The following is a 23,370-nucleotide window of genomic DNA, read 5'->3' on the forward strand; positions in this document are numbered from 1 at the left end:
CCCGTACGAGCCGCTACGACTCCTGTGAACCGTAGGGACTTCCGCCCGCCCGCGGCATCCGGCGCCCTCCCGGACCCCGCTCGGGGCCCGGGCCACGGGTGGGTCAGCGGCTCTTCTTCTTCTGGTCGAACAGACCCGCCTTGCGCAGCGCGTCCGCCATCGCGCTGTTGGCGGGCGGGGAGGCCTGCCGGGTGGCGCCCCCGCCCCCGCCGCCGCCCCGGCCCTGACGTGGCTGCTGCTGTTGCTGCGGGGGACGCCCGCCGCCGCGCTGCGGACGGTCGCCGCCGGCCGGCCGACGGGGCTGGGCCGGTGCCGCCTCGTCGTCCAGGCGCAGGGTGAGCGAGATCCGCTTGCGCGGGATGTCGACTTCGAGCACCTTCACCTTGACGATGTCACCGGACTTCACCACGGAACGCGGATCCTTGACGAACGTCCTGGAGAGCGCGGAGACGTGGGCCAGACCGTCCTGGTGGACACCGATGTCGATGAACGCGCCGAACGCGGCGACATTGGTGACCACACCCTCCAGCACCATCCCGGACTCCAGGTCGGAGATCTTCTCGACGCCGTCCTTGAAGGTCGCCGTCCGGAACGCGGGCCGCGGGTCGCGCCCCGGCTTCTCCAGTTCCCGGAGAATGTCCGTCACGGTCGGCAGACCGAACTTCTCGTCCACGAAGTCGTCCGGCCGCAACGACCGCAGCACCGACGTGTTGCCGATCAGCGACGCCACCTCGCTGCCCGCCGTCTTCACCATCCGCCGCACCACCGGGTACGCCTCGGGGTGCACGCTGGAGGAGTCCAGCGGGTCGCTGCCGTCGCGGATCCGCAGGAAGCCCGCACACTGCTCGTACGCCTTCGGACCGAGCCGCGCCACGCCCTTGAGCTGGGCGCGGGAGGTGAACGGGCCGTTGCTGTCGCGGTGCGCCACGATGTTCTCGGCGAGCCCCGAGGAGATGCCGGAGACCCGCGAAAGGAGCGGCGCGGAGGCGGTGTTGACGTCCACGCCGACGCCGTTCACACAGTCCTCGACCACCGCGTCCAGCGAACGCGACAGCTTCACCTCGGACAGGTCGTGCTGGTACTGGCCGACCCCGATCGACTTGGGGTCGATCTTCACCAGCTCGGCGAGGGGGTCCTGGAGCCGGCGCGCGATGGAGACCGCGCCGCGCAACGACACGTCCATGTCGGGCAGTTCCTGGGAGGCGAACGCGGACGCCGAGTACACCGACGCGCCGGCCTCCGACACCATCACCTTGGTGAGCTTCAACTCCGGGTGCGCGGCGATGAGTTCACCGGCGAGCTTGTCGGTCTCGCGGGAGGCGGTGCCGTTGCCGATCGCGATCAGCTCGACCGCGTGCCGGGCGGCCAGCACCGCCAGCTTGGCGAGGGCCTCGTCCCACCTGTTGGCCGGCACGTGCGGATGGATGACGTCCGTGGCCACCACCTTGCCGGTCGCGTCGACCACGGCCACCTTCACGCCGGTACGGAAGCCGGGGTCGAGTCCGAGCGTCGCTCGCGTGCCCGCCGGGGCGGCCAGCAGCAGGTCGCGCAGGTTGGTCGCGAACACACCGACCGCGTCGTCCTCGGCGGCGGTGCGCAGCCGGAGCCGCAGGTCGAGGCCGAGGTGGACGAGGATGCGGGTGCGCCAGGCCCAACGGACCGTGTCCAGCAGCCACTTGTCGGCGGGTCGGCCCCGGTCGGCGATCCGGAAGTGGTGGGCGACCGTCCCCTCGTAGGACGACGGGCCCTCGGTGGCCTCCTCGGGCTCCAGGACGAGGTCGAGGACCTCCTCCTTCTCGCCGCGCAGCATCGCCAGGACGCGGTGCGAGGGCAGCGCGGTGAACGGCTCCGCGAAGTCGAAGTAGTCGGCGAACTTGGCGCCCGCCTCCTCCTTGCCCTCCCGCACCTTCGCGGCGAGCCGGCCGCGCACCCACATGCGCTCGCGCAACTCGCCGATCAGGTCGGCGTCCTCCGCGAACCGCTCGGTGAGGATCGCCCGCGCCCCGTCCAGCGCCGCCTGCGCGTCGGCGACCCCCTTGCCGGCGTCGACGAACCCCGCCGCCACGGCGAGCGGGTCGACCGTCGGGTCGCCGAGCAGGCCGTCCGCGAGCGGTTCGAGACCGGCCTCGCGCGCGATCTGTGCCTTCGTGCGCCGCTTGGGCTTGAACGGCAGGTAGATGTCCTCAAGCCGCGCCTTCGTCTCGGCGCCCCGGATCCGCGCCTCCAGCTCCCCGGTGAGTCTGCCCTGCTCGCGCACCGAGTCGAGGATCGCCGTCCGCCGCTCCTCCAGCTCGCGCAGATACCGCAGCCGCTCCTCGAGTGTGCGCAGCTGGGCGTCGTCGAGCATCTCGGTCGCTTCCTTGCGGTAGCGGGCGATGAAGGGCACCGTCGAGCCGCCGTCGAGCAGCTGCACGGCGGCCCTCACCTGCCGCTCCCGTACGCCGAGTTCCTCGGCGATCCTGCCTTCGATGGACCCTGCTGCCAGTGCCTCGGGTGTGGTCACGCCCGTACCGCCTTCTCCGCTGAGGTTGCGCGGCAATTGTGGCAGGTGGCACCGACAACCGGGAATCAGGGCGAACCGCGCCCGGCCCGGCGGCTAACTCCTCCCGAACAGGTCCGCCGGGAACGCCCCGGCGGCGACCGCGCGCCGCGCGAAGCCGGTGGCCAGTTCCGTCAGGCGGGCGACGCCCTCGGTGCCCAGCAGTTCGTACGGTGCCCGGTCGAGGCGGTCCGTCTCGTTCTCGATCTCCGCGCGCAGCGCCGCCCCGCGCTCGGTCGGCTCGCCGTTCTCCGTGAGCAGACCGCGTCCGCGCAGCCGGGCGGACGCGGCCTCCCAGTCCGCCTGGCTCCAACCGCGCGTGTCCAGAACCCACTTGGGGGTCATGCCCTTGCCGGTCGCGGTGTGGGTGACGACCGCTTCGAGGCCGTCGAGCCCGGCGCCCAGCAGCACGGCCAGGTGTCCGTCGCCGCGGGCCGGGTTATGAACAGCTCGCATGTCTCAGGCCCTCTCCTGTCTCACGAACTTCCAGGTGAGGAACGACGATGATGTACATCGGACCTCGCAGGTTGCTGTCTCAGAGCACGCCAAGAACCGTAGCCCGTTCGTGACCTTCGGCCATGCGGCATTGCGCCACCCGGCTGGTGCCGGTTTCGACTGGTTCGCGTTTCGCCGAGTTGCGAACTTCCACTTCCTCGCCGAATCAGATGAACTCCGTCGTCCGCTGTCCGCCACACTCGAGTCGGTGTGGATATGGCAGCGGCTGCGCCACGAGCGGCAGGGGCGACTGAAGAACTGTTCTAAAGCAAGCCTTGAGCGCCGCCGGAATCGATATCCGCAAACAACCGCCACGCACAGGGACTCGTCATCCCACCCGTCGTCTATCGGGCGTTCTCCGTATAGAAGTCCGTAGGACGGCTGAAGAAGATCAGCCTGTGCTACTTGGCCACTATGCGCTGAAAACTGCCGCCGAAATGGCCAACGTGCGGCCGTCGGAGCTGAAGCGGAACTTCGCAATCATCGAGAAGAGCAACGGCATTCCCATAATAGAAACCGTGGGGCCGCTGAGGCTCGCAGCGGCAGGCCGGATGCTTCTGCAGCAGGTCAGGCTGGTCCTTCGCCGCTATTCCTTCGCCCAGTCGATCTTGGGTATCACAGTGGTTGCATCAGCATCCAACAGAGATCGTCAAACGGCTGGCCTGCGCTCCAGGACCTCAGGATATCCTGCTCAATTAATTGATCCAGTGCGCCCGGAAGCGAGGAAGGGGAAATCCCGCATTCGCGTGCCACCTGCTCTGGTTCGGCCACCCCTTGGATGTCGCCCAGGGCACAGCGGGCGGCGAGGCAGAGAGCGACGAGCCGAGGGAGAGGGGCCGAGTCCGTACGGATGCAGCAGGCACGGCGCAATGCCCAGTCGGCAGCGCGGAGTCGGTCAGGGCGCGCCGGGTGGTGCGTCAACAGGCCAGGGTCGAGAAGTTGGACTTCCACCACATGGGGCACCGTTGGGACAGTGTGCAGCCATCCCGCTTGAGCGAGCTCATGGAAGGGGTCCGTGGCATCCCCCAAGCGAAGGCTCCGGAGCAGACCCAGGGGAAGGCGAACTTGGCCGGCACCGCTCATGCGTAGAGCGCACTGAAGCGCGATGAGCCGCGCGGCTGCTCCAGTTTCGGGAGGGAGCGCGGATGCAAGATAGCTGAGCATCTCTCGTACCCGCGTTTGGCTTTCGGGTCCTTTGGGGCGGCGTCGCCTGCGGTTGGCCGTCTTCCGCGCCGACGCCGAAACCTCGACGGTCAGGTTCGTTTCGGGGATCACTGCGGCCTCATCGGTGGCAGCCGCGCATGCTCTGCATGTATCACTGAGCCGCCAGATCCGACCGCCGCGCTCGCGCGCGAGCAGGAGTCCGATGGGGCCCTGGCATCCCCGATGGCGGCGGTGCCAGCAGCAGCCCCGCTCGTGGCACTGACATGTCCGCAGATGCGTGGGCAGTGGGGCTCGGCGCGCGTGCAGAGCCAGATGGGCCAGGAGCTCGGCTCGAGCTGACAGGCCATTGAGCATTCGGCCGCTGTGGGCGCAGTGCTGGCACACGAGGACCGGCCCGCCAGGCTGCGGGCGCAGTTCCACTGTCCAAGTGCGCCGTACTTCGGGGTGGGCGAAGCGGGGGCTCATGGCAGGCGCCTTCCTCCTGTCGTTTCCGCGCCGGCCCCCGTCGGGCTGCGATCGGCGGCACACGGTAGTGCAGACCCCTGCCCTTTGCTGAAGTGGTGACGGATGGGATTTAGGGCAGAGGTCTGCACTGACAGGGCGGGTGTCTGCACCGTCGGATGGTCGGGTGACGATCTTCCCGCCCGATCCGGACTTCGAGGCTCTGCGTCTGGAACTGGCCCGGCTGCGTGCGGTGCGGGGATGGACCTATGACGAGCTCGCAGACCGAAGCGGCCTGGCCAGAAGGACGCTCATCGAGATCGAGCAAGGTCGCACGATCGGCACCCTGAAGTCGTGGCACGCCCTCGCTCATGCCCTGGGCACGCCCCTCGATGAACTCTTTGGCGCTCTTTGCGGCGGGCACGAACCCCCTCGGTCGGCGAGCGGCTGACCGTGCGTGCGAGCCAGGGACGCATTCACCCGATCCGGCAGGCCGGTGCGCACGCTTGAGCGTTTACTCGAATGCGTGTCGCCCCGGATTGGGCCGTTCGGTGGATGTCCACGACCCTGACACTGCTTGTACGGCGTGCGGCCTGGCATCTTCCCGCCCATGCACCCTTCATCCGCAGGCCGGCACAGAGACTCCAGCCCTGCCCTTGCCTACCGGCGACGCTCGTTGCGTATCGATTCCGACAGCCCGACCCGGCTACTGCGCTGCGCTCAGCGCGGTCGTTGCCGCGACTGCGGCAATGACGTGGAGTGGTACCACCGAGTCCGCGACCGCCCTGTCCGCCTGCATCCCCATGAACTGTCGGCAGCGGAGGTGCCCGCCGAATTCCGCTGGCACGTCAGCTCCGGCCTTGCCCATCCGGCCGGGGACGGCAGCGCCTGGTGCCGACTGGCTCATGCTCTCGTCTGCCCGAACGGTGAGGCCGGCACCCTCCTCGTCCCCACCCTGACAAGGCTGCGCCGGGCGCTGGCCGTGAACTCGCGCCGCCTGACCGACGCCGGCGTCTTCACACCGGCCGCACCGCAAGACCATTCTGCGCGGCAGTCGGAGGGTTCCTGCCGACCCGCCAGACCTGTCGTCCAACTCCTGTACGTGCGCTACCTGGCCGCTCGACCTGTGGACGAGATCCAATGTGTGGCCCAGGCGCGGCAGCGTGACAGATGCACCCGCACGGTGCTGGCTCCGGATGGCCCGGCCGGTGTCTGGAAGCTGGTTCCCGCAACGACTGCTCAAGGTCAACTGGCACTGCCTGCTGAGGTGATGGCTCTCTACGATCTGTTTTCCCTGCCCTACACCGAGCAACTGCGCTGGCGCACACAGCGCTGCACTCGGCACGCGGCTGCCCCGACCGCGGCGGACCTGGCGCTGACGGACTGGGATCCCTTCGACCCCCTCATCCACCACGAACACACGCACCCTCGGCTCCCGACTCACCCTCGTCGGCCGCGCCCCGGCGGCGATGCGCGAAAGGCGGCGCGGCCGTGAGACGAGAGCACGCCGTGGAGATCGTCCTGACCCGGTCGGCCACACGCAGAGAACTTCACCACGCTTGTCGCGCCGTGCCCCTCGCGGCGAACGCCGACCGCACCCGGCTGATGACCGTACGTCCGGCAAAGTCGCCGGGGCGTGCCTTGCGGTCACTCCGCCATGAACTCGATCGACTCCTGCCCATCGACGTGCTGACCACCCACTACCCCGATGCGTCGGGCAAGGTCCTGATCAACCTTGTCCTCACTCGGGCCACATGCTCGGTGATCAAGCGGGCCGCGGCGGTTCACGGTCAGAAGCCCGCAGAGTTCGTCGCTCAGACCGTCAGCGCAGCCATCGAGCGCGACAAGCGGGACCGTGCCCAGCAATTGGCCGTGCAGCTCCGGCGCCTCCTCGTCCATCACGCCCCCGAAGACGTGCTTACCTGCGCGGCCCGCATCCTCCTCGACCGCCAGCACTTCGCGTCGCCTACCCAGTGCGATGCCGATGGTTCCCGACCGAGCAGCAGTTCCCACACGACCCCTTGACCCCTCCCCACTGCGGAGCCCTCATTGCACACTCCCACCGACGAACAGACCAACGCCATCGACACCTTCCGCGCGGGTCACCATGTGGTGCTGCAAGCCGGTGCCGGCACCGGCAAGACCAGCACGCTGTGCCTCCTGGCCGCGAGTACCAAACGACGTGGCCGCTACGTCGCGTTCAACAAGGACATCGCGGTCGATGCCGCCGCTCGATTCCCACGCTCCGTACTGTGCAAGACCGCGCACGCCACGGCCTACGCAGCCGTCGGCCACCGCTTCGCCGGTCGCCTCAGCAGCCCTCGCCAGCCCGCATGGCGCATCGGGGAGGCCCTGGGCGTCAGATCGTCCATCCGCATCGGTGATCACGAGATCAACCACAGAACCCTGTCTCATTCCGTGCTGCGCACGGTCACCCGCTTCTGCCACTCCGCCGACAATGCTCTGGCAACCCACCACGTACCAGCCCTGCGGCGGCTCGGAACACCGGCCGAGCGGGCCCAGCTCGCCGACGCAGTCATGCCGTTCGCTGAAAAGGCGTGGACCGATCTGCAGAATGCCGAGCGAGGCGACGTGCGCTTCGAGCACGACCACTACCTGAAGATGTGGGCCCTGACCGAACCGAAGATCGACGCCGACTTCCTTTTCCTCGACGAAGCCCAGGACACCAACCCGGTCCTCGAGCAGGTCTTCGCCGCTCAACGAGGCCACGCGCAACTGGTGATGGTCGGCGACTCCGCTCAGGCCATCTACGGGTGGCGAGGCGCGCGGGATGTGATGACAGGCTTCGACGCCACCCACCTCACCTTGACCCGCTCCTTCCGCTTCGGCCCTCTCCTGGCTGAAGAGGCCAACCGGTGGCTTGCCTTCACCGACGCGCCGATCCGGCTGACCGGCACCGACACCATTCCCACGCAGGTCGGCCAGGTCACCTGTCCGGACGCGGTGCTGTGCCGCACCAATATCGGGGCCATGACCGAAGTCATGCGGCAGTTGGAAACTGGCCGTCGTGTGGCGCTGACCAGAGGTGGAAAGGCCCTCATGACGCTGGCCCTCGCGGCTCGGGACCTCAAAGAGGGCCGTCGTACCTCCCATCCCGAGCTTGTTCTCTTCACCTCCTGGGGCGAGCTGCAGGACTACGCGGAACACGACCCCGCTGGCCGAGACCTCCAGCCATTTGTTGAACTCATCGACGACCACGGCCCCGAAGCCATCATCGCCGCCGTTGACGCACTGACCGACGAAACCAACGCAGATATCACCATCTCCACCGCCCACAAAGCAAAGGGCCGGGAATGGCCCAAAGTCAGAATCGCCGACGACTTTCCCCCGCCGCCGGACAGCGACCAACAGGACGCCAGCGGCCGCCCCATCCCGGAACCTGTCAGCGATACCGACGCACGCCTCGCATACGTCGCGGTCACTCGCGCCCGGCGACAACTGGACCTCGGGGGACTTTCGTGGATCGAGGACCATACAGCTGCCCTCACCGGCAGGTGACAGCCAACGAGCGGGCCTCCTCTCGTGTGCAGAACCCGGCGTATAGCCCTACTCGTCTGCCGTGCTCTATTTCCGCAGGCCAGAGGCCATTTTACTCAATGAACAAACCGTCGGGCTCGAATTCGGGGCGAATCCGAGCCGCGGGTATCGTCGTTTCTGTCTGCCGTCCACGCTGCATATTCGGGCATTCCGGGTGGCAAGCGCGGTCCCGTGCCGCTCAGCGGCAGACATCTCGGACTCCGAAGCAGTCTGAAGAACATGTACGAGCTGTCTCCTTGCTGACGCCGCTCGGTTGGGGTGCGGCGGGTGAATGGCCGCCCGGCAGTGCGGCTTGTCGAGGCGGTCCTCGACCGCAGCGGAACCGATCAACACCAGGCACTCCGCCCCCGGGGTCCGATCGCAGATGTGCCGCACCCGCCCTTGATCGTGCGAGTGGGCCAGGGCGACGACGGCGGGCGCGACGACGAATTCCTCGCTGCCGCCGTGCCCGCGGCCGTCCCGCTGCCGATGAGCGCTGGCGGAGGGCAAGACGGGACGGGAGCTGCTGGCCGGGCGGCTCAGTCGCGGGGACCCATCCCACGCAGAAACGTGTCGACGACGAGTGTTGCCAGGGCGTCCGCGTTCTGCCGGACCTGCTCCGGGTCGCGATCCGCGCCGCCTCCGTGCTGGGCCTCGTCGACGAGGGCGTAGTAGGCCCGCCGCGCCCACAGGAGGTCCGCGTCCGGGGCGAGGAGCCCTTCGCGCTGGGCGCGGGCGAAGAACTCCAGGACGCCGGCGTTGATCTCGGACCAGATCACCTCGGTGAGCGGGGTGTCGGCGAGGGGGTGGCCGAGGGTGAACCGCCAGACACTCTTGGTCCGCAGTACGTTCGCCGTGCCGCGGTGCAGTGCCACGAGCGGTGGGGCGGTGTCCATGTGGGCGTCCTCTACGGCCTCCAAGAGCTGCCGCTTCGCCGAGGCGGCGAGGGCTTCGATGAGGGCCTGGCGGTTGGCGAACCGCCGGTGCACGGTCGTTCTGGCTACGCCCGCCTGCTCGGCGATCTGCTCCATGGAGGCGCTGGGGTCTTCTGCCAGGACCTGCTCGGCCGCCTCCAGGATCGCGCGCACAGTGCGCGCGGCATCGGCCCGCAGGGGTCGGCCCATGACCTATCCACTCCCGGTGTTGATTCGTGATGCACCGACGACCATACGCCTGACCTGCGGATTTGTATTGATTTGCATCAATACTGTTGCATGGGAATGTAAAGTTGCGACAAGGGTGATGCGAGTAATTGGTCTAACTGCTACGTTCCTGTTTTAGATCATGGACCTCCTCTCATGATTCGGCTCCCCGGTCGACGGTTTCCGAAGTCCGCGGAGCGGAGTCCCTCTGGTCCTGGCCTATGTGCCTGATGGCCCCCCTCAAGAGACCGAGCCCTCGGGTGAACCGGAGGAATGACCACGGTGGAGATCGAGCTGCGGATCAACGGATCCGCCCAGAAGCTGGACGTCGCGCCGCAGGTGAGTCTGCTCGACGCGCTGCGTGAGTGCCTGGGGTTGACCGGTACCAAGAAGGGCTGCGACCAGGGCGCGTGCGGTGCCTGCACGGTGCTCGTGGACGGCCGGCGGATCAACGCGTGCCTCGCGCTGGCGGTGCAGTACCAGGGCCGTGAGATCACGACTATCGAAGGGGTCGACCACCCTCTGCAGGCGGCGTTCATCCGCACGGACGGTTTTCAGTGCGGCTACTGCACGCCGGGCCAGATCTGCTCGGCGATCGGGATGCTCGCCGAGCACAAGGAAGGCGCGCCCAGTGCGGCGACCGAGCAACTCACCGACACCGACGGGGAGTTGGACGAGGCGGAGATCCGGGAGCGGATGAGCGGCAACCTGTGCCGCTGCGGCGCTTACAACGGCATCGTCTCGGCGATCAAGGAGGTCGCGAAGTGAAGTCGTTCTCCTACCTCAGCGCCCCGGACACGGCCACGGCGCTACGCACTATCGCCGACTCTGATGACGTCAAGTTCCTCGCGGGCGGGACGAACCTTGTTGACCTCATGCGGGAGGGCATCGAGCACCCGGCGACGGTCGTGGACATCACCCGCCTGCCGCTGACCGGGATCGAGGAACTACCCGACGGCACCCTCCGCGTCGGCGCCCTGGTGACCAACAGCCGGCTCGCCGCGGACCCCCTGATCAGGACCTGCTATCCGGTGCTGGCCAAGGCGATCCTGCTGGGGGCCTCCGCCCAGCTGCGGAACATGGCGACCGTGGGAGGCAACCTTCTGCAGCGGACCCGCTGTATGTACTTCTACGACGAGGCCTCCGCGTGCAACAAGCGTGTGCCGGGCAGTGGTTGTGACGCGATCGGCGGGTTCTCCCGCGGCAGCGCCGTGCTGGGGACCAGCGAGCACTGCATCGCCACCCATCCCTCGGACATGGCGGTGGCGCTGGTGATGCTCGACGCCGTCGTCGAGGTGGAGAGCGTACGCGGAGTACGACGCATCCCCGTCGCTGACTTCCACCGGCTGCCCGGCGACACACCGCACATCGAGACGGTGCTGGCCGCCGACGAGCTGATCACGGCCATCGAGCTGCCCCAGATACCGGTCGCGGCACACTCGCTCTACCGCAAGGTCCGCGACCGCGCGTCCTACGCCTTCGCTCTCGTCTCCGTCGCCGCCGCACTGTCCGTCGAAGACGGGCTGGTGACCGGGGTCCGGCTCGCACTCGGCGGCGTCGCGACCAAGCCGTGGCGGGCGCGCATCGCAGAAGAGCTGTTGCTCGGCGCCGAAGCCACCGACGAGAACTTCGCCAGGGCCGCGGCAGCCGAACTCGCCCCTGCCCTGCCGCTGCCCGACAACGCCTTCAAGATCGACCTGGCCCAGCGGACGGTCGTGGCCGTGCTGCGGAAACTCAACGCCGAGCGGAGCGCATCGTGACCACACACACCTGGACAGGCTCCGAGCCCGGCACAGGCGCTTCTGTGCCCGTCGGGGGAGCGGTCGGACGGCCGGTGGACCGGCGGGACGGCCACGCGAAGGTGACCGGGGCCGTCCGGTTCACCGCCGAGCACCACTACCCCAACCTCACGTACGCAACGCTCGTGCATGCCACCGTCGCCCGGGGCACGATCACCGGCATCGACACGACCGCGGCGGCCGCGGTGCCCGGCGTCGTTGCAATCCTCACCCACCTCAACGCGCCGAGGATCCGCTCGGTACGCAACCACAACATCGTGCGGGACCTGGGACCGAGTGTGTCGGGCACCAGCCTCGACTACCTCAACACCGATCAGGTCCACTGGGACGGCCAGCCGATCGCCGTCGTGGTCGCCAATACCTCGGCTGCGGCGAACGAAGCCGCTCCGCTCGTCGAAGCGACGTACGACCCGCTGCCCGCCCGGGTGGACTTCGCCGTCGAGCAGAAGAACGCCACCCCGGCGAAGGGCGACCTCACCTTCGCCGGCCACACGAAGAAGGGCGACGCCGAGGCGGCACTGGCCGCCGCGGACGTCTCGGTCGACCTGCGCTACACCACGCCCGGCCTGCAGCACAACGCGATCGAGCCGCACGCGACGGTCGCCGTCTGGGACGGTGACCACCTCACCGTGCACGACACCACCCAGGCCACGGACCAGAGCCGTCGCTACCTGGCCTGGCGGTTCGGTGTGCCGGTGTCCCACGTCCGCGTCCGTGCCGAGTTCCTGGGGGGCGGCTTCGGGGGTAAGTTCGCCGTCTGGCCCGGCACGGTCATCGCGGCGATGGCGGCCAAGGCCGTCGGGCGGCCCGTGCGCCTGGCCTTGAGCCGCACGGCCGTCAACCGCGCCACCGGCGGGCGTACCGCCTCGACCAACCGGATCGCGCTCGGTGCGACCCGCGACGGCCGGCTCACCTCGCTGATCCAGGACAGCGTCACCCGCACCGGCTCGGCCGGCGGCCTGCTGGAGGCGACCAGCTCACCGGCCCGGCACCTCTACGGCGCCCAGAACATGCTGACCCGGCAGAACCTCGTCGCGATGGATCTGATGCCCAACACCTGGCTGCGCGCCCCTGGCGAGGCGATCGGCAGCTTCGTGCTGGAATCGGCGATGGACGAACTCTCCTACGAGCTGTCCATGGACCCGATCGCCCTACGGCTGCGCAACGAGCCCACAAAGGACCCGACGGGCGGCAAGAAGTTCTCCCAGCGGAATCAGCGTGAAGCATTCGAGAGAGGCGCCGAACGCTTCGGCTGGGCGGACCGCGACCCCGAACCCCGCTCCATGCGTGACGGCGAGTGGCTCGTCGGGATGGGCACGGCCAGCGCCTACCACCCGACTCTGCGTCTGGTCGCCGACGTCAAGGTGCGTCTGAGCGACGACGGCAGCGCGCTCGTGCAGTGCGGTTTCCACGAGATGGGCATGGGCGCCGCGACCGTACAGGCACAGATCGCCGCGGACGCGCTCGGCATCGCGTACGAGAAGGTCCGCGTCGAGTACGGCGATACGGTCCTGCCGACCGGCCCGATGGCCGGCAACTCCAACCAGACGGCGACGGTCGCCACCAGCGTCCTCGCCGCATGCGCCGAGCTGACCCGGAAGGTGAATGCTCTGGCCCGGCGAACGGGCACGACCGGCCAGGAACCGGCGGCCGCCCTGCGCGCGGCGGGGCGACCGTTCCTCGAGGCCTCGGTCGGGTCGGACACCCGGCGGGGTCTGCTGGGCAGTCAGGGCCGGTTCCTGACCAACTTCCTGAAGGACCAGCGCTGGTCCAAGGCCGCCCGCGGCGCACAGTTCTGCGAGGTACGGGTGAACGCCGACACCGGCGAACTGCGGATCTCGCGCTGGCTCGGCATGTTCGACGTCGGCCGCATCATCAACCCCAAGACCACGGCCAGCCAGCTCCGCGGGGCTGTGGTCATGGGTATCGGCACGGCGCTGTCGGAGCAGAGTCTGGTCGATCCCCGCAACGGGCGCACCATGAGCGCCGGACTCGACTCCTACTACGTGCCGGTGCACGCCGACATCCCTCCGATCGACGTCGCCTGGCTCGACGAACCGGACAAGACGATGCCCCTGGGCATCATCGGGCTGGGCGAGGTCGGCACGACCGGCGTGGCGGCCGCGATCGCGAACGCCGTTTTTCACGCGACCGGCAAGCGGATCCGGGACCTGCCGATCACGCTGGACAAGCTGCTCTGAGGACGGCCCGGTCTGCGCAACACGACACGACGAGAAAGCCACTCCCATGCTGGACATCGCGGACGAGCTGAACCGATGGCTTGAGAAAGGGCGGGACTTCGCCGTGGCCACCGTCGTGGCCGTGGGCGGCAGCGCACCGCGTGGGCCGGGCGCCGCACTCGCCGTCGACGCCGACGGCACCGCCATCGGGTCGGTCTCCGGCGGCTGTGTGGAAGGCGCAGTCTACGACCTGTGCATGCAGGCGCTCGCCGACGGCCAGACGGTGCGCGAGCGGTTCGGCTACAGCGACGAGGACGCTTTCGCCGTAGGCCTGACCTGCGGCGGCGTCCTCGACATCCTGGTCACCCGGGTGCCCGCCGACGGACCGGACAGGAAGGTGTTTCAGACGGCGCTGTCGGCGGCCACCCGGGGCGAGGCGGTGGCGCTCGCCCGCGTGGTCCGCGGCCCGGCAGAGCTGCTCGGCCGGGTGCTGGCGGTCCGTCACGACGGATCCTACGAGGGTGAACTGCGCGGACGCCCGGACCTGGACCGAGCCGTCGCCGACGAAACCCGCTCCCTGCTCAACGCCGGCCGCACCGCCACCTTCGACATCGCACAGGACGGCTCCCACTGCGAGCCCGGCCTGAGCGTTCTCGTCGAATCGAGCGTGCCGCCGCCGCGCATGCTCGTCTTCGGCGCGATCGACTTCGCCGCAGCACTGGTCCGCGTGGCCAAGTTCCTCGGCTACCACGTCACCGTGTGCGACGCCCGGCCCGTCTTCGCCACCCGGACACGCTTCCCCGAGGCCGACGACATCGTCGTCGACTGGCCGCACCGCTACCTGCTTCGCACCCGCACCGACGACCGCACAGTTGTCTGCGTCCTCACCCACGACGCCAAGTTCGACGTACCCCTACTAGAAGCGGTTCTGCGCCTGCCGGCCGCCTACATCGGTGCGATGGGCTCCCGTCGCACCCACGCAGACCGCGACCGCAGACTCCGCGAAACGGGCCTCACCGAAGCCGAACTGACCCGCCTGCACTCACCCATCGGCCTCGATCTCGGCGCCCGCACGCCCGAGGAGACGGCCCTGTCCATCGCGGCCGAGATCGTCGCCACCCGCCACGGCGGAACAGGGCTGCCCCTGAGCGACTCACACACGCCAATCCACCACGACACCGAAGCACTCCGGCCGGGGGTGAGCAGCGCGGGTGGCCGTGTGACACGACCGCGAGTCGACCGTCAGGAGCACCAGAACAGCCTGAGCCCTGTGCGGGTCGGCGTGGCCACCTCGATGCCGGCAGCCCGTGATCAAGACGGGGCCTTCCCAGGGACGGCGGTGGTCGATTTGAATAACGAAAATGATCGGTTTAGTATTAACGTGAAACCGGTCGGTTTCCCTATGGGGGGCGGCCGAGACCGTGATCCACGGTTGCCTTCGTGTGCTGAAGGGTTTTGAGGTCCGCAGGTTCCCCCGGTCCGGCGATGGTGCCGTCCGGTCATCTCCCGATGTAACTGTGTTGTCCAGGCCGGAGTAAGTCATGAATGGAATTCACCCCTTCCGCGTGCTGCGCGCCAAACCCCTGTGGATCGCCAGCGGCGTGATCACGGGCGTTCTCGCGCTGCTGTTCGCCGTGCTGTACGTCGGCGCCAACATCGACCCGGCCGGCCACATGAAGAACCTGCCCGTCGGCCTGGTCAACGCCGACAAGGGAGCTGCGGTCCACGGCAAGCAGCTCAACCTGGGCGCCCAGATCACCGAGTCGATCAGTGAGTCCACCGCGGGAGGGAACAAGATCGACTGGAAGGTGATGGACGAGCGGGAGGTGAAGGAGGAACTCGGCAAGGGCAAGCTGTACGGTGCGCTCGTCGTGCCCGCCGACTTCACGTCCTCTGTCACCGCCCTGACCAGCACCACGACCGCCGAAACTCCGGCCCGGCCGGCGCTGACGGTGCTGACGAACCAGTCCGCCGGCAGCTTGGGCTCCAGTCTGGCGCGGGTCGCGACGACGCAGGCCGCCGAGAGCGCCTCGCTCCACATCGGCAAGGAACTGACCGCACAGATCGGCGCCCAGCAGGCGAAGCTGCCCGCGGCGGCACGCGTCCTGCTGGCGGATCCTGCCGCCGTCACGGTGAAGGACGGTCATCCGCTCGACTCGCACAGCGGCCTGGGCCTCACCGCGTTCTACTACGCGCTCGCCCTCGTGGTCGTCGGCATGCTCTCCGCCAACGTCATCAGCGGCCAGGTGGACCACACTCTCGGCTACACCCACAACGACCTGGGCCCGCTGCGCCTGCACCGCCCGCTGATCCGGGCCACCCGCGTGCAGACCCTCGCCATCAGCAGCACCCTCATGGCGGCCCTGTCCCTCCTGATGGGCACCCTGGTCATGGTCGGGGCGGTCGGCATCATGGGCATGGACGCCTCGCACTTGCCTCTGCTGTGGCTGTACTCGGTCTGCGCCGTCGCGGTCTCCGGTATCGGCGCGCTCACCCTCCTCGCGGTCTTCGGCACACCCGGCATGCTGGTGGCCACGCTGGTCTTCATCGGGATGGCGGTGCCGACGGCCAACGCCACCACGCCGATCCAGGCGCTGCCCGGCTTCTACCGCTTCCTCGCGGAGTTCGAGCCCCTGCGGCAGATCGCCGGCGGCATCCGCGCGATCCTCTACTACGGCGCGCAGGGCGACGCGGGTCTGACCCGGGGCTGGGTGATGATGGCCGTCGGTCTTGTGGCGGCCGCAGTGTTCGGGTTCGGCGTGCTGGGGTGGTACGACCGCAAGGGGTTGCACCGCATCCCGGTCGAGACGGAGCCCGAGAAGAACGCCACCCCGGTGTAGCGGAACTCCTTTTGCATCTTCCAGGCCGGGGCCGTTGTGCGGAGTGGCCCCGTGTGTGCCGCCCCCGTGGGGACGGAGGGCGTGCACACCATCAGGGCTCGGCGACGGTCCTTCTCCCCCGAGACCGTCGCCGAGCCCTGAGCGGACTTCAGCGCCCCGGACGGCGCCGCCTGTTCCCGACACCCCTGAAGACCGATCGGTTCCCGTGCGCCCGATGCGAGTCAACCTCACGACAGGACCACCGAAGTGAAGTCAACTTCCAGAGAGCGCCTGCTGGAGGCGGCGGCCACACTCACCTACCGGGACGGCGTCAATATCGGCGTCGACGCGCTGTGCAAGGCGGCGGGAGTGTCGAAGCGCTCCATGTACCAGCTGTTCGAGAGCAAGGACGAACTGCTCGCGGCAAGCCTGAAGGTGCGCAGTGCCGAATTCGTGGCCGCTCTTCTGCCCCCGGCGGCCGACGGACGCTCCCCTCGTTCGCGCATTCTGCACGTCTTCGGGCAGTTGGAGTCACAGGCGGGCGCGTCCGCCTTCCGGGGCTGCCCGTACCTGGCCGTGCAGATCGAACTGAAGGACCAGAGCCATCCCGCGAGCCAGGTGGCACACCGGATCAAGGCGAACCTGACGGCCTTCTTCCGTGCCGAGGCCGAACGTGGTGGCGCGAGCGACCCTGGCCTGCTGGCCCGGCAGCTGATCATGGTCTTCGACGGAGCCAGCGCCCGCGCGGGGATCGGTGCCGACGCGATGACGGGACTCGTCGCCCCCACGGTGGTCACCCTGCTGGACGCGTCAGGCGTGCGCTGACGCCTCATCCTCCCCACGGGCTTCCGGGTCCTCGTCTACGGCGCGGTGAAGAGCAGCGGGAAGCGCAGGCCCAGCCACGGTTTGCGGCCCCAGACAACGACCTTGGCACGGGCCATGACGGTGGGGGCGGTCCAGCGGCCCAGGGCGAGGAGGAGGAAGGCGACGGGGTCGATGGCTATCGTGCAATCGGGGCGCCTGGGCGGGGTGTCGGCGACCGTGGGCACACCGTCCGCGAAGGTGACGGCGAAGCGGGCGCGGCCGATCCGCAGCAGATAGCACGCGTGGTGGCCGGCCGCGCCGGCGTTCACCGCGCGCGGCATGGCCTGTCGCATGAAGGGCAGCGTGAGCGCGACCATGTCCCGGTCGACCATGTGGGGCCCGCGCAGCGCGACCGCGATGTCGTATCCGTGCCCGAGCAGGTGCGTCAGCAGGTACGAGCCCAGGGTGGACAAGTCCATCGGCCCCATCGGCGTCAGCACCGCCTGCCGCGGGTCACGATCGGCCGCGGCCGCGACGAAGGCCCGGGCGGTAACGGAGATTTCCGCGCCGAGGACTGCCGGATCCCGCTGCGGGAAGAGGCCCAGAGCGGCACGGTTGGCCGCCGCGAGACCGCTCGGCGTCCCATCGCCGTACGGCCGGTCCTCGCCCGCGCCGATGTCCGCCATCAGCTTCCCCGCCAGCGCGAGGTGCGCAGCCGCTTCCCCCACCGTCCACTCCGCGCCCCGCAGCGGGGTGTGCGGGTCGGCCCCCGCCTCCAGCAGCTCGGCGATCCGGTCGGCAGTGGCGACAATGGCATCCTCGGGTGTCATGAACGCGATCGTGGCTGCGCCCGGACTTGCTGTCCAGTGCCCTGCCGGTCCTGCTCCCGCCTGTACCTGAAGGACTTATCGTGGGTACGGCGTTCATGATCAGGTCCGGCCAGCGAAGGGGCCGTCTCGGTCAGGAACGAACTCCACGGCTCCCTGGGCGAGAAGGGCGCCTTGGCCGATGCGATCGCGTGGGAGTCGGTCCCGGTGCACCGGCCCGGGGAATCGCCCGGGCCATTGGGCGAACCGCCGCACCCGCCCCTGCCGACCAGCAACAAGCGTTGCCCGGCAGGTGGCTGCGCGTCCCACCGGGGCGATGGCACCGAAGTCGATCCGGCCGCCCACATAGAGGTCGTCTCGGACTGGCGAACGGCTTCGGACGCCACCTTCTCCAGCCCGACCGCGTCGAATGGCCAGGTGGCTCACGGCGGCCGGATCGGGCGCCCTTGCCGGGTGCGTAAGGCGCTTCGGTCCGGTCCCTGTTTCCCGTCGGCCCGGCCTCTGTTTCCCACGCCGACGAGCGCGGTGGCGGAGCCGGCTGCGGTGGGTTTCAGGTGGGGCGGCGGATGGCCTGTACGGCGGCGTCGTAGAGGTCGAACATGTCGGCCTGTCCGCCCAGGCGTACCCATTCCTCGTTGGCCGCCTGCATGCAGACGATCGCCGCGGCCGCGATCGCGCGGGCCTGCAGGGTGCGGTGGCTGGAGTGGGGCAGTCGCGGCTCGATGTGCGGAGCGAACAGGTCCTGCCAGCGGGCCTGTTTCTCGGTGTGGCCGGCGCGCAGGGAGTCGTTGCCGAACAGCAGCGTGATGAACTCCAGGCGCCCCTCGGCTGTTATGTCGATCTCCTCGAGCACCTGGAACGCCGCGCGCAGCGCCGTCCAGGCGTCCTCGTCGACCGGTCGTTCGGCGAGGCGCGCGGCGATGAGTTCGCCTTGTTCGTCGAGGCCGCTGAGGGCGAGGTCCTCCTTGTTGCGGAAGTAGTTGAACAGGGTCCGCCGGGAGACACCTGCGGCGGCGGCGACCTCGTCGAGGGTCGTGGTGTCGAAGCCCTTGGTGGCGAACAGCTCGATGGCGGTCCTTGCCAGCAGTGATCGGACCACGGAGCGGGTCTGTTCCCGGATGGGGGCTGGTTTCTGCGTCATGCATCGATGGTACTTCGTTTCTCGTGATGCATCTACTTGCACTCAGTGCAAAGACGTGCGTAGAGTGAATGCCATGAGCGACGTCGACTCCGTCCCCGCCGCCCTCGTCAACAGTTAAGGAACACCGTCATGACCATCACCGACGTCACCACGCAGCCCACCGACGCGGAGCGCTTCCTTCACGTCCTGCAGACCCAGCGCGCCGCCTACCTCCGCGACGGGACGCCCTCCCTGGAGGCGCGGCGCAGCGATCTGAGCAGGTTCAAGAAGGCGCTGATCGCCCGGCGCGGCGAGATCGAGGAGGCGATCGACGCCGACTTCGGTCATCGCTCACGGCACGAGAGTGCGCTGATGGAAGTGGTGGGCGTCGTGCAGGGGATCGACTACCTGCATCGCAACCTTCGTCGGTTCATGCGCCCGACGCATCGCCACATCGAGCTGGTGCTGCGTTTCGGCGGCAACCGCATCGAATACCAGCCGCTGGGCGTGGTCGGCGTGATCTCGCCGTGGAACTATCCGGTCAACCTGTCGCTGATGCCCGTGGTCACCGCGATCGCGGCCGGCAACCGCGTCATGCTCAAGCCGTCGAAGCTGACCCCGGCGACGAACGCGGTGCTCGCGTCGCTGCTCAGCGAGCTCTTCCCGCCTGAGCAGGTCACGATGGTCAGCGGCGACGGCTCCGCGTTCTCCTCCCTGCCGTTCGACCATCTCGTCTTCACCGGCAGCACCGAGGTCGGGCGAGCCGTGATGAAGGCGGCCGGCGACCACCTCGTCCCCGTCACGCTGGAACTCGGCGGCAAGTCACCGACCATCGTGGCCAAGGGGCACGTCCGGGACCAGGTCGTGTCCGACATCGTCTTCGGCAAGCTCCTGAGCGGTGGCCAGACCTGCATCGCCCCCGACTACGCGCTGGTGCACGAATCCGAGATCGACGCCTTCGTCGCCGCCTACGACCGACTGGTGAAGACCGCCTACCCCGACGGCCCGACCAGCGACGACTACACCTCGATCATCGACGGCAAGCAGCACCGGATCCTCACCGACCTGCTCGACGACGCCCGCGCCCACGGGGCGCGGATCATCGAGGTCGGACACCGGCCCGGCGACGCGGCCCTCCGCCCCCACACCCTCGCGCCGACCGTCGTCCTCGGCGTCACGGACGACATGCGCATCGCCCACGAGGAGATATTCGGCCCCATCCTGCCGGTCTTCGGGTACCGCGACATCCACGACGCCATCGACTACGTCAACGCCAGGCCGCGGCCGCTCGCGCTCTACTACTTCGGCGACAACGGCCCCGAGCGGCGCAAGGTCCTCGACCGCACGACCTCCGGCAACGTCACCGTCAACGGCACCATCATGCACGTCGCCCAGGACGACCTCCCCTTCGGCGGCGTCGGCGCCAGCGGGATGGGCAAGTACCACGGCATCGAAGGCTTCCGCACGCTCAGCCACCCCAAGGGCATCCACGTACAGGGACGCTGGAACGCCACCCGCATGCTGCGCGCCCCCTTCAACAAGCGCACCGAGGCCCTCCTCAACTTTCTGCTCCGATAACGGAGCCGTCCGGCTGATCGCGACCTCGTTCTCGTCTCCGGCGCCGGCGGTACAGGCCGACTCGTCACCGAGCGGTTGCGCGCCCAGAACGTGCCGGTCCACGTACCTCCGCCGCGAGGACGACCGCGCGGCCGAGGTGCCGCCATAGGGCACCGAGGTCGGCACCGGGGACACCTCACACGTCACGACCATCGCCCAGGCGGGCTCCGAGCCCGCCTCGGCAACAGATGAAGCACTCGATGACGGTCACAGACCGTCGCAAGCATGGAAAGGAGGAGGGGAGGTGGTGCCCGCGAGGGTGCCGTGTCCCCGACTGCCATGAAGAAGATCGACTACCGCAGCCAGACCACATTGATCACGGGGGCGAGTGCCGGGCTCGGCGCGGAGTTCGCCCGCCAGTTCGCCGAGCGCGGCTCGAACCTCGTGCTGGTCGCCCGCCGCGCGGACCGGCTTGAGGCCCTGGCCGACGAACTGTCCGCGAAGCACCAGGTCACCGTCACGGTCGTGCCGTTCGACCTCACGGTGCCGGCCGCGGGCGAAGCGCTGGCCCAGGAGGTGGCGCGGCGTGGGATCACTGTCACCAGCCTCGTCAACAACGCCGGTTTCGGCACCCACAGCCCGTTCCGCCAGGAGGATGCGGCACGGATCCAGCAGGAGATCAACCTGAACGTGGCCAGCCTCGTCGACGTCACCAGGGCGTTCATCGGCCAGCTGACCGGTGTTCTGGTCAACACTGCCAGCTCACTGGGGTACCAGCCGTGGCCGAACGCCGCCGTCTACGGGGCGACCAAGGCCTTCGTGCTGAACTTCACCGAGGCGCTGTGGCAGGAATCGCGAGGGACCGGCCTGCGGGTGCTCGCCCTCTCCCCGGGTCCGACCCGCACCGAGTTCTTCGACACGGCCGGCTCCGACAACATGGCCCGCGGTGTCCGGTTGCAGACGCCGGCCCAGGTCGTCACCACCGCACTGCGCACGCTGGACCGGCGCAACCCGCCGCCCAGCGTCGTCTCCGGCACCTTCAACTGGGCGATGACCCTGACCTCCCGCTTCACCACCCGCCGAGCCAACGTCCTGGCCTTCGGCGCAATGACCCAGTGGCAGATGCGCTCAACCCAGCCCGGCCACTGACCTGCTCCAGACCCCCGTCAATCGGAGGTCCCCGACTTCTGCCGCGCCGGCGAGACCTCGACCATCCACAGGCGACGCCGACCAATCGCTCGCGGCGGTGAACTGCCCACCGCCGCCCCCTCGGGAGTGCGTGAGTTGCCGAGCGGTCACCGTGTTCCCCCGCGGTTGTGCAAGCCGAGGGTTGAACCCCCAGAGGCTCCCGGCCCGCAATGGCGCCGTCCGGTCTCCTCCCTGTGTATATGTGCTGTCCAGACCGGAGTAAGTCATGAACGGAATCCACCCCTTCCGCGTGCTGCGCGCCAGGCCCCTCTGGGTAGCAAGCGGCGTCATCACAGGCGTCCTCGCGATCCTGTTCGGCATCTTCTATGTCGGCCCCAACGTCGACCCGGCCGGCCATACCAAGAATCTGCCGGTCGGCCTGGTCAACTCCGACAAGGGGGCCACTGTCGGTGGCAAGCAGCTCAATCTCGGGGCGCAGATCACCGGGTCGATCAAGGCGTCCACTGCGGGCGGGGCAAGATCGCCTGGAAGGTGATGGGCGAGAAGGAGGTGAAGGAGGAACTCGGCAAGGGCAAGCTGTACGGTGCGCTCGTCGTCCCCGCCGACTTCACCTCCTCCGTCACCGCGCTGACCGGACCCTCGGCAACCGGGAATCCGGCTCGCCCTCAGCTGTCGGTGCTGACCAACCAGTCCGCCAGCAGCGTGGGTTCGAGCATGGCCAGGCAGGCGACGACCACGGCGGCCGAGCGTGCCTCGCTCCAGGTGGGCAAGCAGTTGGCCGCGCAGGTCGGCGCCCAGCAGTCCGAGCTGCCGACCGCGGCACGCGTCCTGCTGGCCGATCCGGCGGCGGTGACTGTCAAGGACGGGCATCCGCTCGACTCGCACAGTGGCCTGGGCCTGTCGGCGTTCTACTACGCGCTCGTCCTGGTGGTCTGCGGCATGCTCGCCGCCAACGTGATCAGCGGCCAGGTCGACCACGCCCTCGGCTACACCCACAACGACATGGGCCCGCTGCGCATCCACCGTCCGTTGATCCGGGCCACCCGGGTGCAGAGTCTCGCCATGAGCAGCACCCTCATGGCCGCCCTGTCCCTGCTGATGGGCACCCTGGTCATGGTGGGAGCGATCGGCATCATGGGTATGGACGCCTCCCACCTGCCGCTGCTGTGGTTGTACTCGGTGGCCGCCATCGCCGTCACCGGGATCGGCGCCCTCACGCTCCTCGCCGTCTTCGGTACGCCCGGCATGCTGGTGGTCACGCTGGTCTTCATCGCGATGGCGGTGCCGACGGCCGGCGCCACCACCCCGATCGAGTCGCTGCCCGGCTTCTACCGTTTCCTCGCGGAGTTCGAGCCGCTGCGGCAGATCAGCGGTGGCGTCCGCTCGATCCTCTACTACGACGCCCAGGGCGACGCGGGCCTGACCCGGGGCTGGGTCATGATGGCCGTCGGCCTCGCGTCAGCCGCACTGTTCGGCTTCGGTACGACGAGCTGGTACGACCGCAAGGGGCTGCACCGGACCACCGCCGCGCAGGCGCAGCCCGAGGAGCCTGCCGTCAAGGCGTAGCGGACCGTACTCACGTACGCCAAAGACGGGGTCATTGTGCGGAGTGGCCCTCAGTGCGCGCCGCTTCGTGGGGACGGGGAGGCGTGCACACCCCAAGGGCTCGGATCCCCTACGGCCATGAAAAAACCGATTGGGTTTCCTTACGTTGTAGCTGGGTTGGTTTCGGTCACTCGTAGGATCGAAAGACCCAGGGATGCTGGGTGTGGCTTGGTGGGTTCAGCCCAGTGGTGG

Annotated in this window: 17 protein-coding genes and 2 pseudogenes; 14 read left to right on the plus strand and 5 right to left on the minus strand. The window is 68.8% G+C overall.

The window, feature by feature from the left end:
• Positions 1-103: 103 nt before the first annotated feature.
• Complete coding sequence (locus ABZT12_RS37690) at positions 104-2,503, minus strand: Tex family protein (protein ID WP_356393875.1); 2,400 nt, start codon at positions 2,501-2,503, stop codon at positions 104-106.
• Between the two features lie 93 nt (positions 2,504-2,596).
• Positions 2,597-2,971 (minus strand): annotated as a pseudogene (locus ABZT12_RS37695) (hypothetical protein); the annotation flags it as partial.
• Positions 2,972-4,826: 1,855 nt separating this feature from the next.
• Between ABZT12_RS37695 and ABZT12_RS37700 the strand changes: the two are divergent.
• The 4 genes from ABZT12_RS37700 (at position 4,827) to ABZT12_RS37715 (ending at position 8,158) form a co-directional block, all read left to right on the plus strand.
• Positions 4,827-5,090 carry a helix-turn-helix transcriptional regulator gene (locus ABZT12_RS37700; protein ID WP_356393878.1) on the plus strand — a complete coding sequence of 88 codons (264 nt, stop codon included), beginning with the start codon at positions 4,827-4,829 and terminating at the stop codon, positions 5,088-5,090.
• A gap of 225 nt (positions 5,091-5,315) precedes the next feature.
• Complete coding sequence (locus tag ABZT12_RS37705; protein ID WP_356393880.1) at positions 5,316-6,134, plus strand: DUF6083 domain-containing protein; 819 nt, start codon at positions 5,316-5,318, stop codon at positions 6,132-6,134.
• Between the two features lie 14 nt (positions 6,135-6,148).
• Complete coding sequence (locus tag ABZT12_RS37710) at positions 6,149-6,664, plus strand: hypothetical protein (protein ID WP_356393883.1); 516 nt, start codon at positions 6,149-6,151, stop codon at positions 6,662-6,664.
• A 24-nt stretch (positions 6,665-6,688) separates the two neighbouring features.
• Entirely contained in the window at positions 6,689-8,158 is a 1,470-nt protein-coding gene (locus ABZT12_RS37715; protein WP_356393886.1) for a UvrD-helicase domain-containing protein, read from the plus strand.
• 557 nt (positions 8,159-8,715) lie between these two features.
• Here ABZT12_RS37715 and ABZT12_RS37720 read toward each other — a convergent pair.
• Positions 8,716-9,300 carry a helix-turn-helix domain-containing protein gene (locus tag ABZT12_RS37720; protein ID WP_356393889.1) on the minus strand — a complete coding sequence of 195 codons (585 nt, stop codon included), beginning with the start codon at positions 9,298-9,300 and terminating at the stop codon, positions 8,716-8,718.
• 291 nt (positions 9,301-9,591) lie between these two features.
• Here ABZT12_RS37720 and ABZT12_RS37725 point away from each other — a divergent pair, with 291 nt between their 5' ends.
• From ABZT12_RS37725 to ABZT12_RS37750, 6 genes and pseudogenes are all read left to right on the plus strand, one after another.
• Complete coding sequence (locus ABZT12_RS37725; protein ID WP_356393892.1) at positions 9,592-10,086, plus strand: 2Fe-2S iron-sulfur cluster-binding protein; 495 nt, start codon at positions 9,592-9,594, stop codon at positions 10,084-10,086.
• Positions 10,083-11,078, plus strand: coding sequence for a xanthine dehydrogenase family protein subunit M (locus ABZT12_RS37730; RefSeq protein ID WP_356393895.1), 996 nt, complete (start codon positions 10,083-10,085; stop codon positions 11,076-11,078). Before ABZT12_RS37725 ends, ABZT12_RS37730 begins: the two co-directional genes overlap by 4 nt.
• Positions 11,075-13,318 carry a xanthine dehydrogenase family protein molybdopterin-binding subunit gene (locus ABZT12_RS37735; protein ID WP_356393898.1) on the plus strand — a complete coding sequence of 748 codons (2,244 nt, stop codon included), beginning with the start codon at positions 11,075-11,077 and terminating at the stop codon, positions 13,316-13,318. The genes ABZT12_RS37730 and ABZT12_RS37735 overlap by 4 nt, the downstream gene beginning before the upstream one ends.
• A gap of 46 nt (positions 13,319-13,364) precedes the next feature.
• Positions 13,365-14,492, plus strand: a pseudogene (locus ABZT12_RS37740) (XdhC/CoxI family protein); the annotation flags it as partial.
• A gap of 346 nt (positions 14,493-14,838) precedes the next feature.
• Positions 14,839-16,137 carry an SNG1 family protein gene (locus ABZT12_RS37745; protein WP_356393901.1) on the plus strand — a complete coding sequence of 433 codons (1,299 nt, stop codon included), beginning with the start codon at positions 14,839-14,841 and terminating at the stop codon, positions 16,135-16,137.
• Positions 16,138-16,383: 246 nt separating this feature from the next.
• Positions 16,384-16,941 (plus strand): TetR/AcrR family transcriptional regulator, encoded by a 558-nt coding sequence (locus tag ABZT12_RS37750; protein ID WP_356393903.1) that lies wholly within the window; start codon positions 16,384-16,386, stop codon positions 16,939-16,941.
• 35 nt (positions 16,942-16,976) lie between these two features.
• On the opposite strand, the gene ABZT12_RS37755 is transcribed toward ABZT12_RS37750, so the two are convergent.
• Both ABZT12_RS37755 and ABZT12_RS37760 read right to left on the minus strand, forming a co-directional pair.
• Positions 16,977-17,750, minus strand: a complete 774-nt coding sequence (locus ABZT12_RS37755; RefSeq protein WP_356393906.1) for a maleylpyruvate isomerase family mycothiol-dependent enzyme — start codon at positions 17,748-17,750, stop codon at positions 16,977-16,979.
• Positions 17,751-18,297: 547 nt separating this feature from the next.
• Positions 18,298-18,888 carry a TetR family transcriptional regulator gene (locus ABZT12_RS37760; protein WP_356100570.1) on the minus strand — a complete coding sequence of 197 codons (591 nt, stop codon included), beginning with the start codon at positions 18,886-18,888 and terminating at the stop codon, positions 18,298-18,300.
• A 129-nt stretch (positions 18,889-19,017) separates the two neighbouring features.
• Between ABZT12_RS37760 and ABZT12_RS37765 the strand changes: the two genes are divergently transcribed.
• The 4 genes from ABZT12_RS37765 to ABZT12_RS37780 all read left to right on the plus strand — a co-directional run bounded on the left by ABZT12_RS37765 (position 19,018) and on the right by ABZT12_RS37780 (position 23,139).
• Positions 19,018-20,445, plus strand: coding sequence for a coniferyl aldehyde dehydrogenase (locus ABZT12_RS37765; RefSeq protein WP_356100568.1), 1,428 nt, complete (start codon positions 19,018-19,020; stop codon positions 20,443-20,445).
• A 303-nt stretch (positions 20,446-20,748) separates the two neighbouring features.
• The gene (locus tag ABZT12_RS37770; protein WP_356100565.1) at positions 20,749-21,573 is read left to right on the plus strand and encodes an SDR family oxidoreductase; all 825 of its coding nucleotides are present in this window, start codon (positions 20,749-20,751) and stop codon (positions 21,571-21,573) included.
• A gap of 265 nt (positions 21,574-21,838) precedes the next feature.
• The gene (locus ABZT12_RS37775; RefSeq protein WP_356393910.1) at positions 21,839-22,108 is read left to right on the plus strand and encodes a hypothetical protein; all 270 of its coding nucleotides are present in this window, start codon (positions 21,839-21,841) and stop codon (positions 22,106-22,108) included.
• Positions 22,108-23,139 (plus strand): DUF3533 domain-containing protein, encoded by a 1,032-nt coding sequence (locus ABZT12_RS37780; RefSeq protein ID WP_356393913.1) that lies wholly within the window; start codon positions 22,108-22,110, stop codon positions 23,137-23,139. Before ABZT12_RS37775 ends, ABZT12_RS37780 begins: the two co-directional genes overlap by 1 nt.
• Positions 23,140-23,370: the final 231 nt, after the last annotated feature.

Source organism: Streptomyces sp. NPDC005423 (assembly GCF_040606415.1).
Lineage (GTDB): Bacteria > Actinomycetota > Actinomycetes > Streptomycetales > Streptomycetaceae > Streptomyces.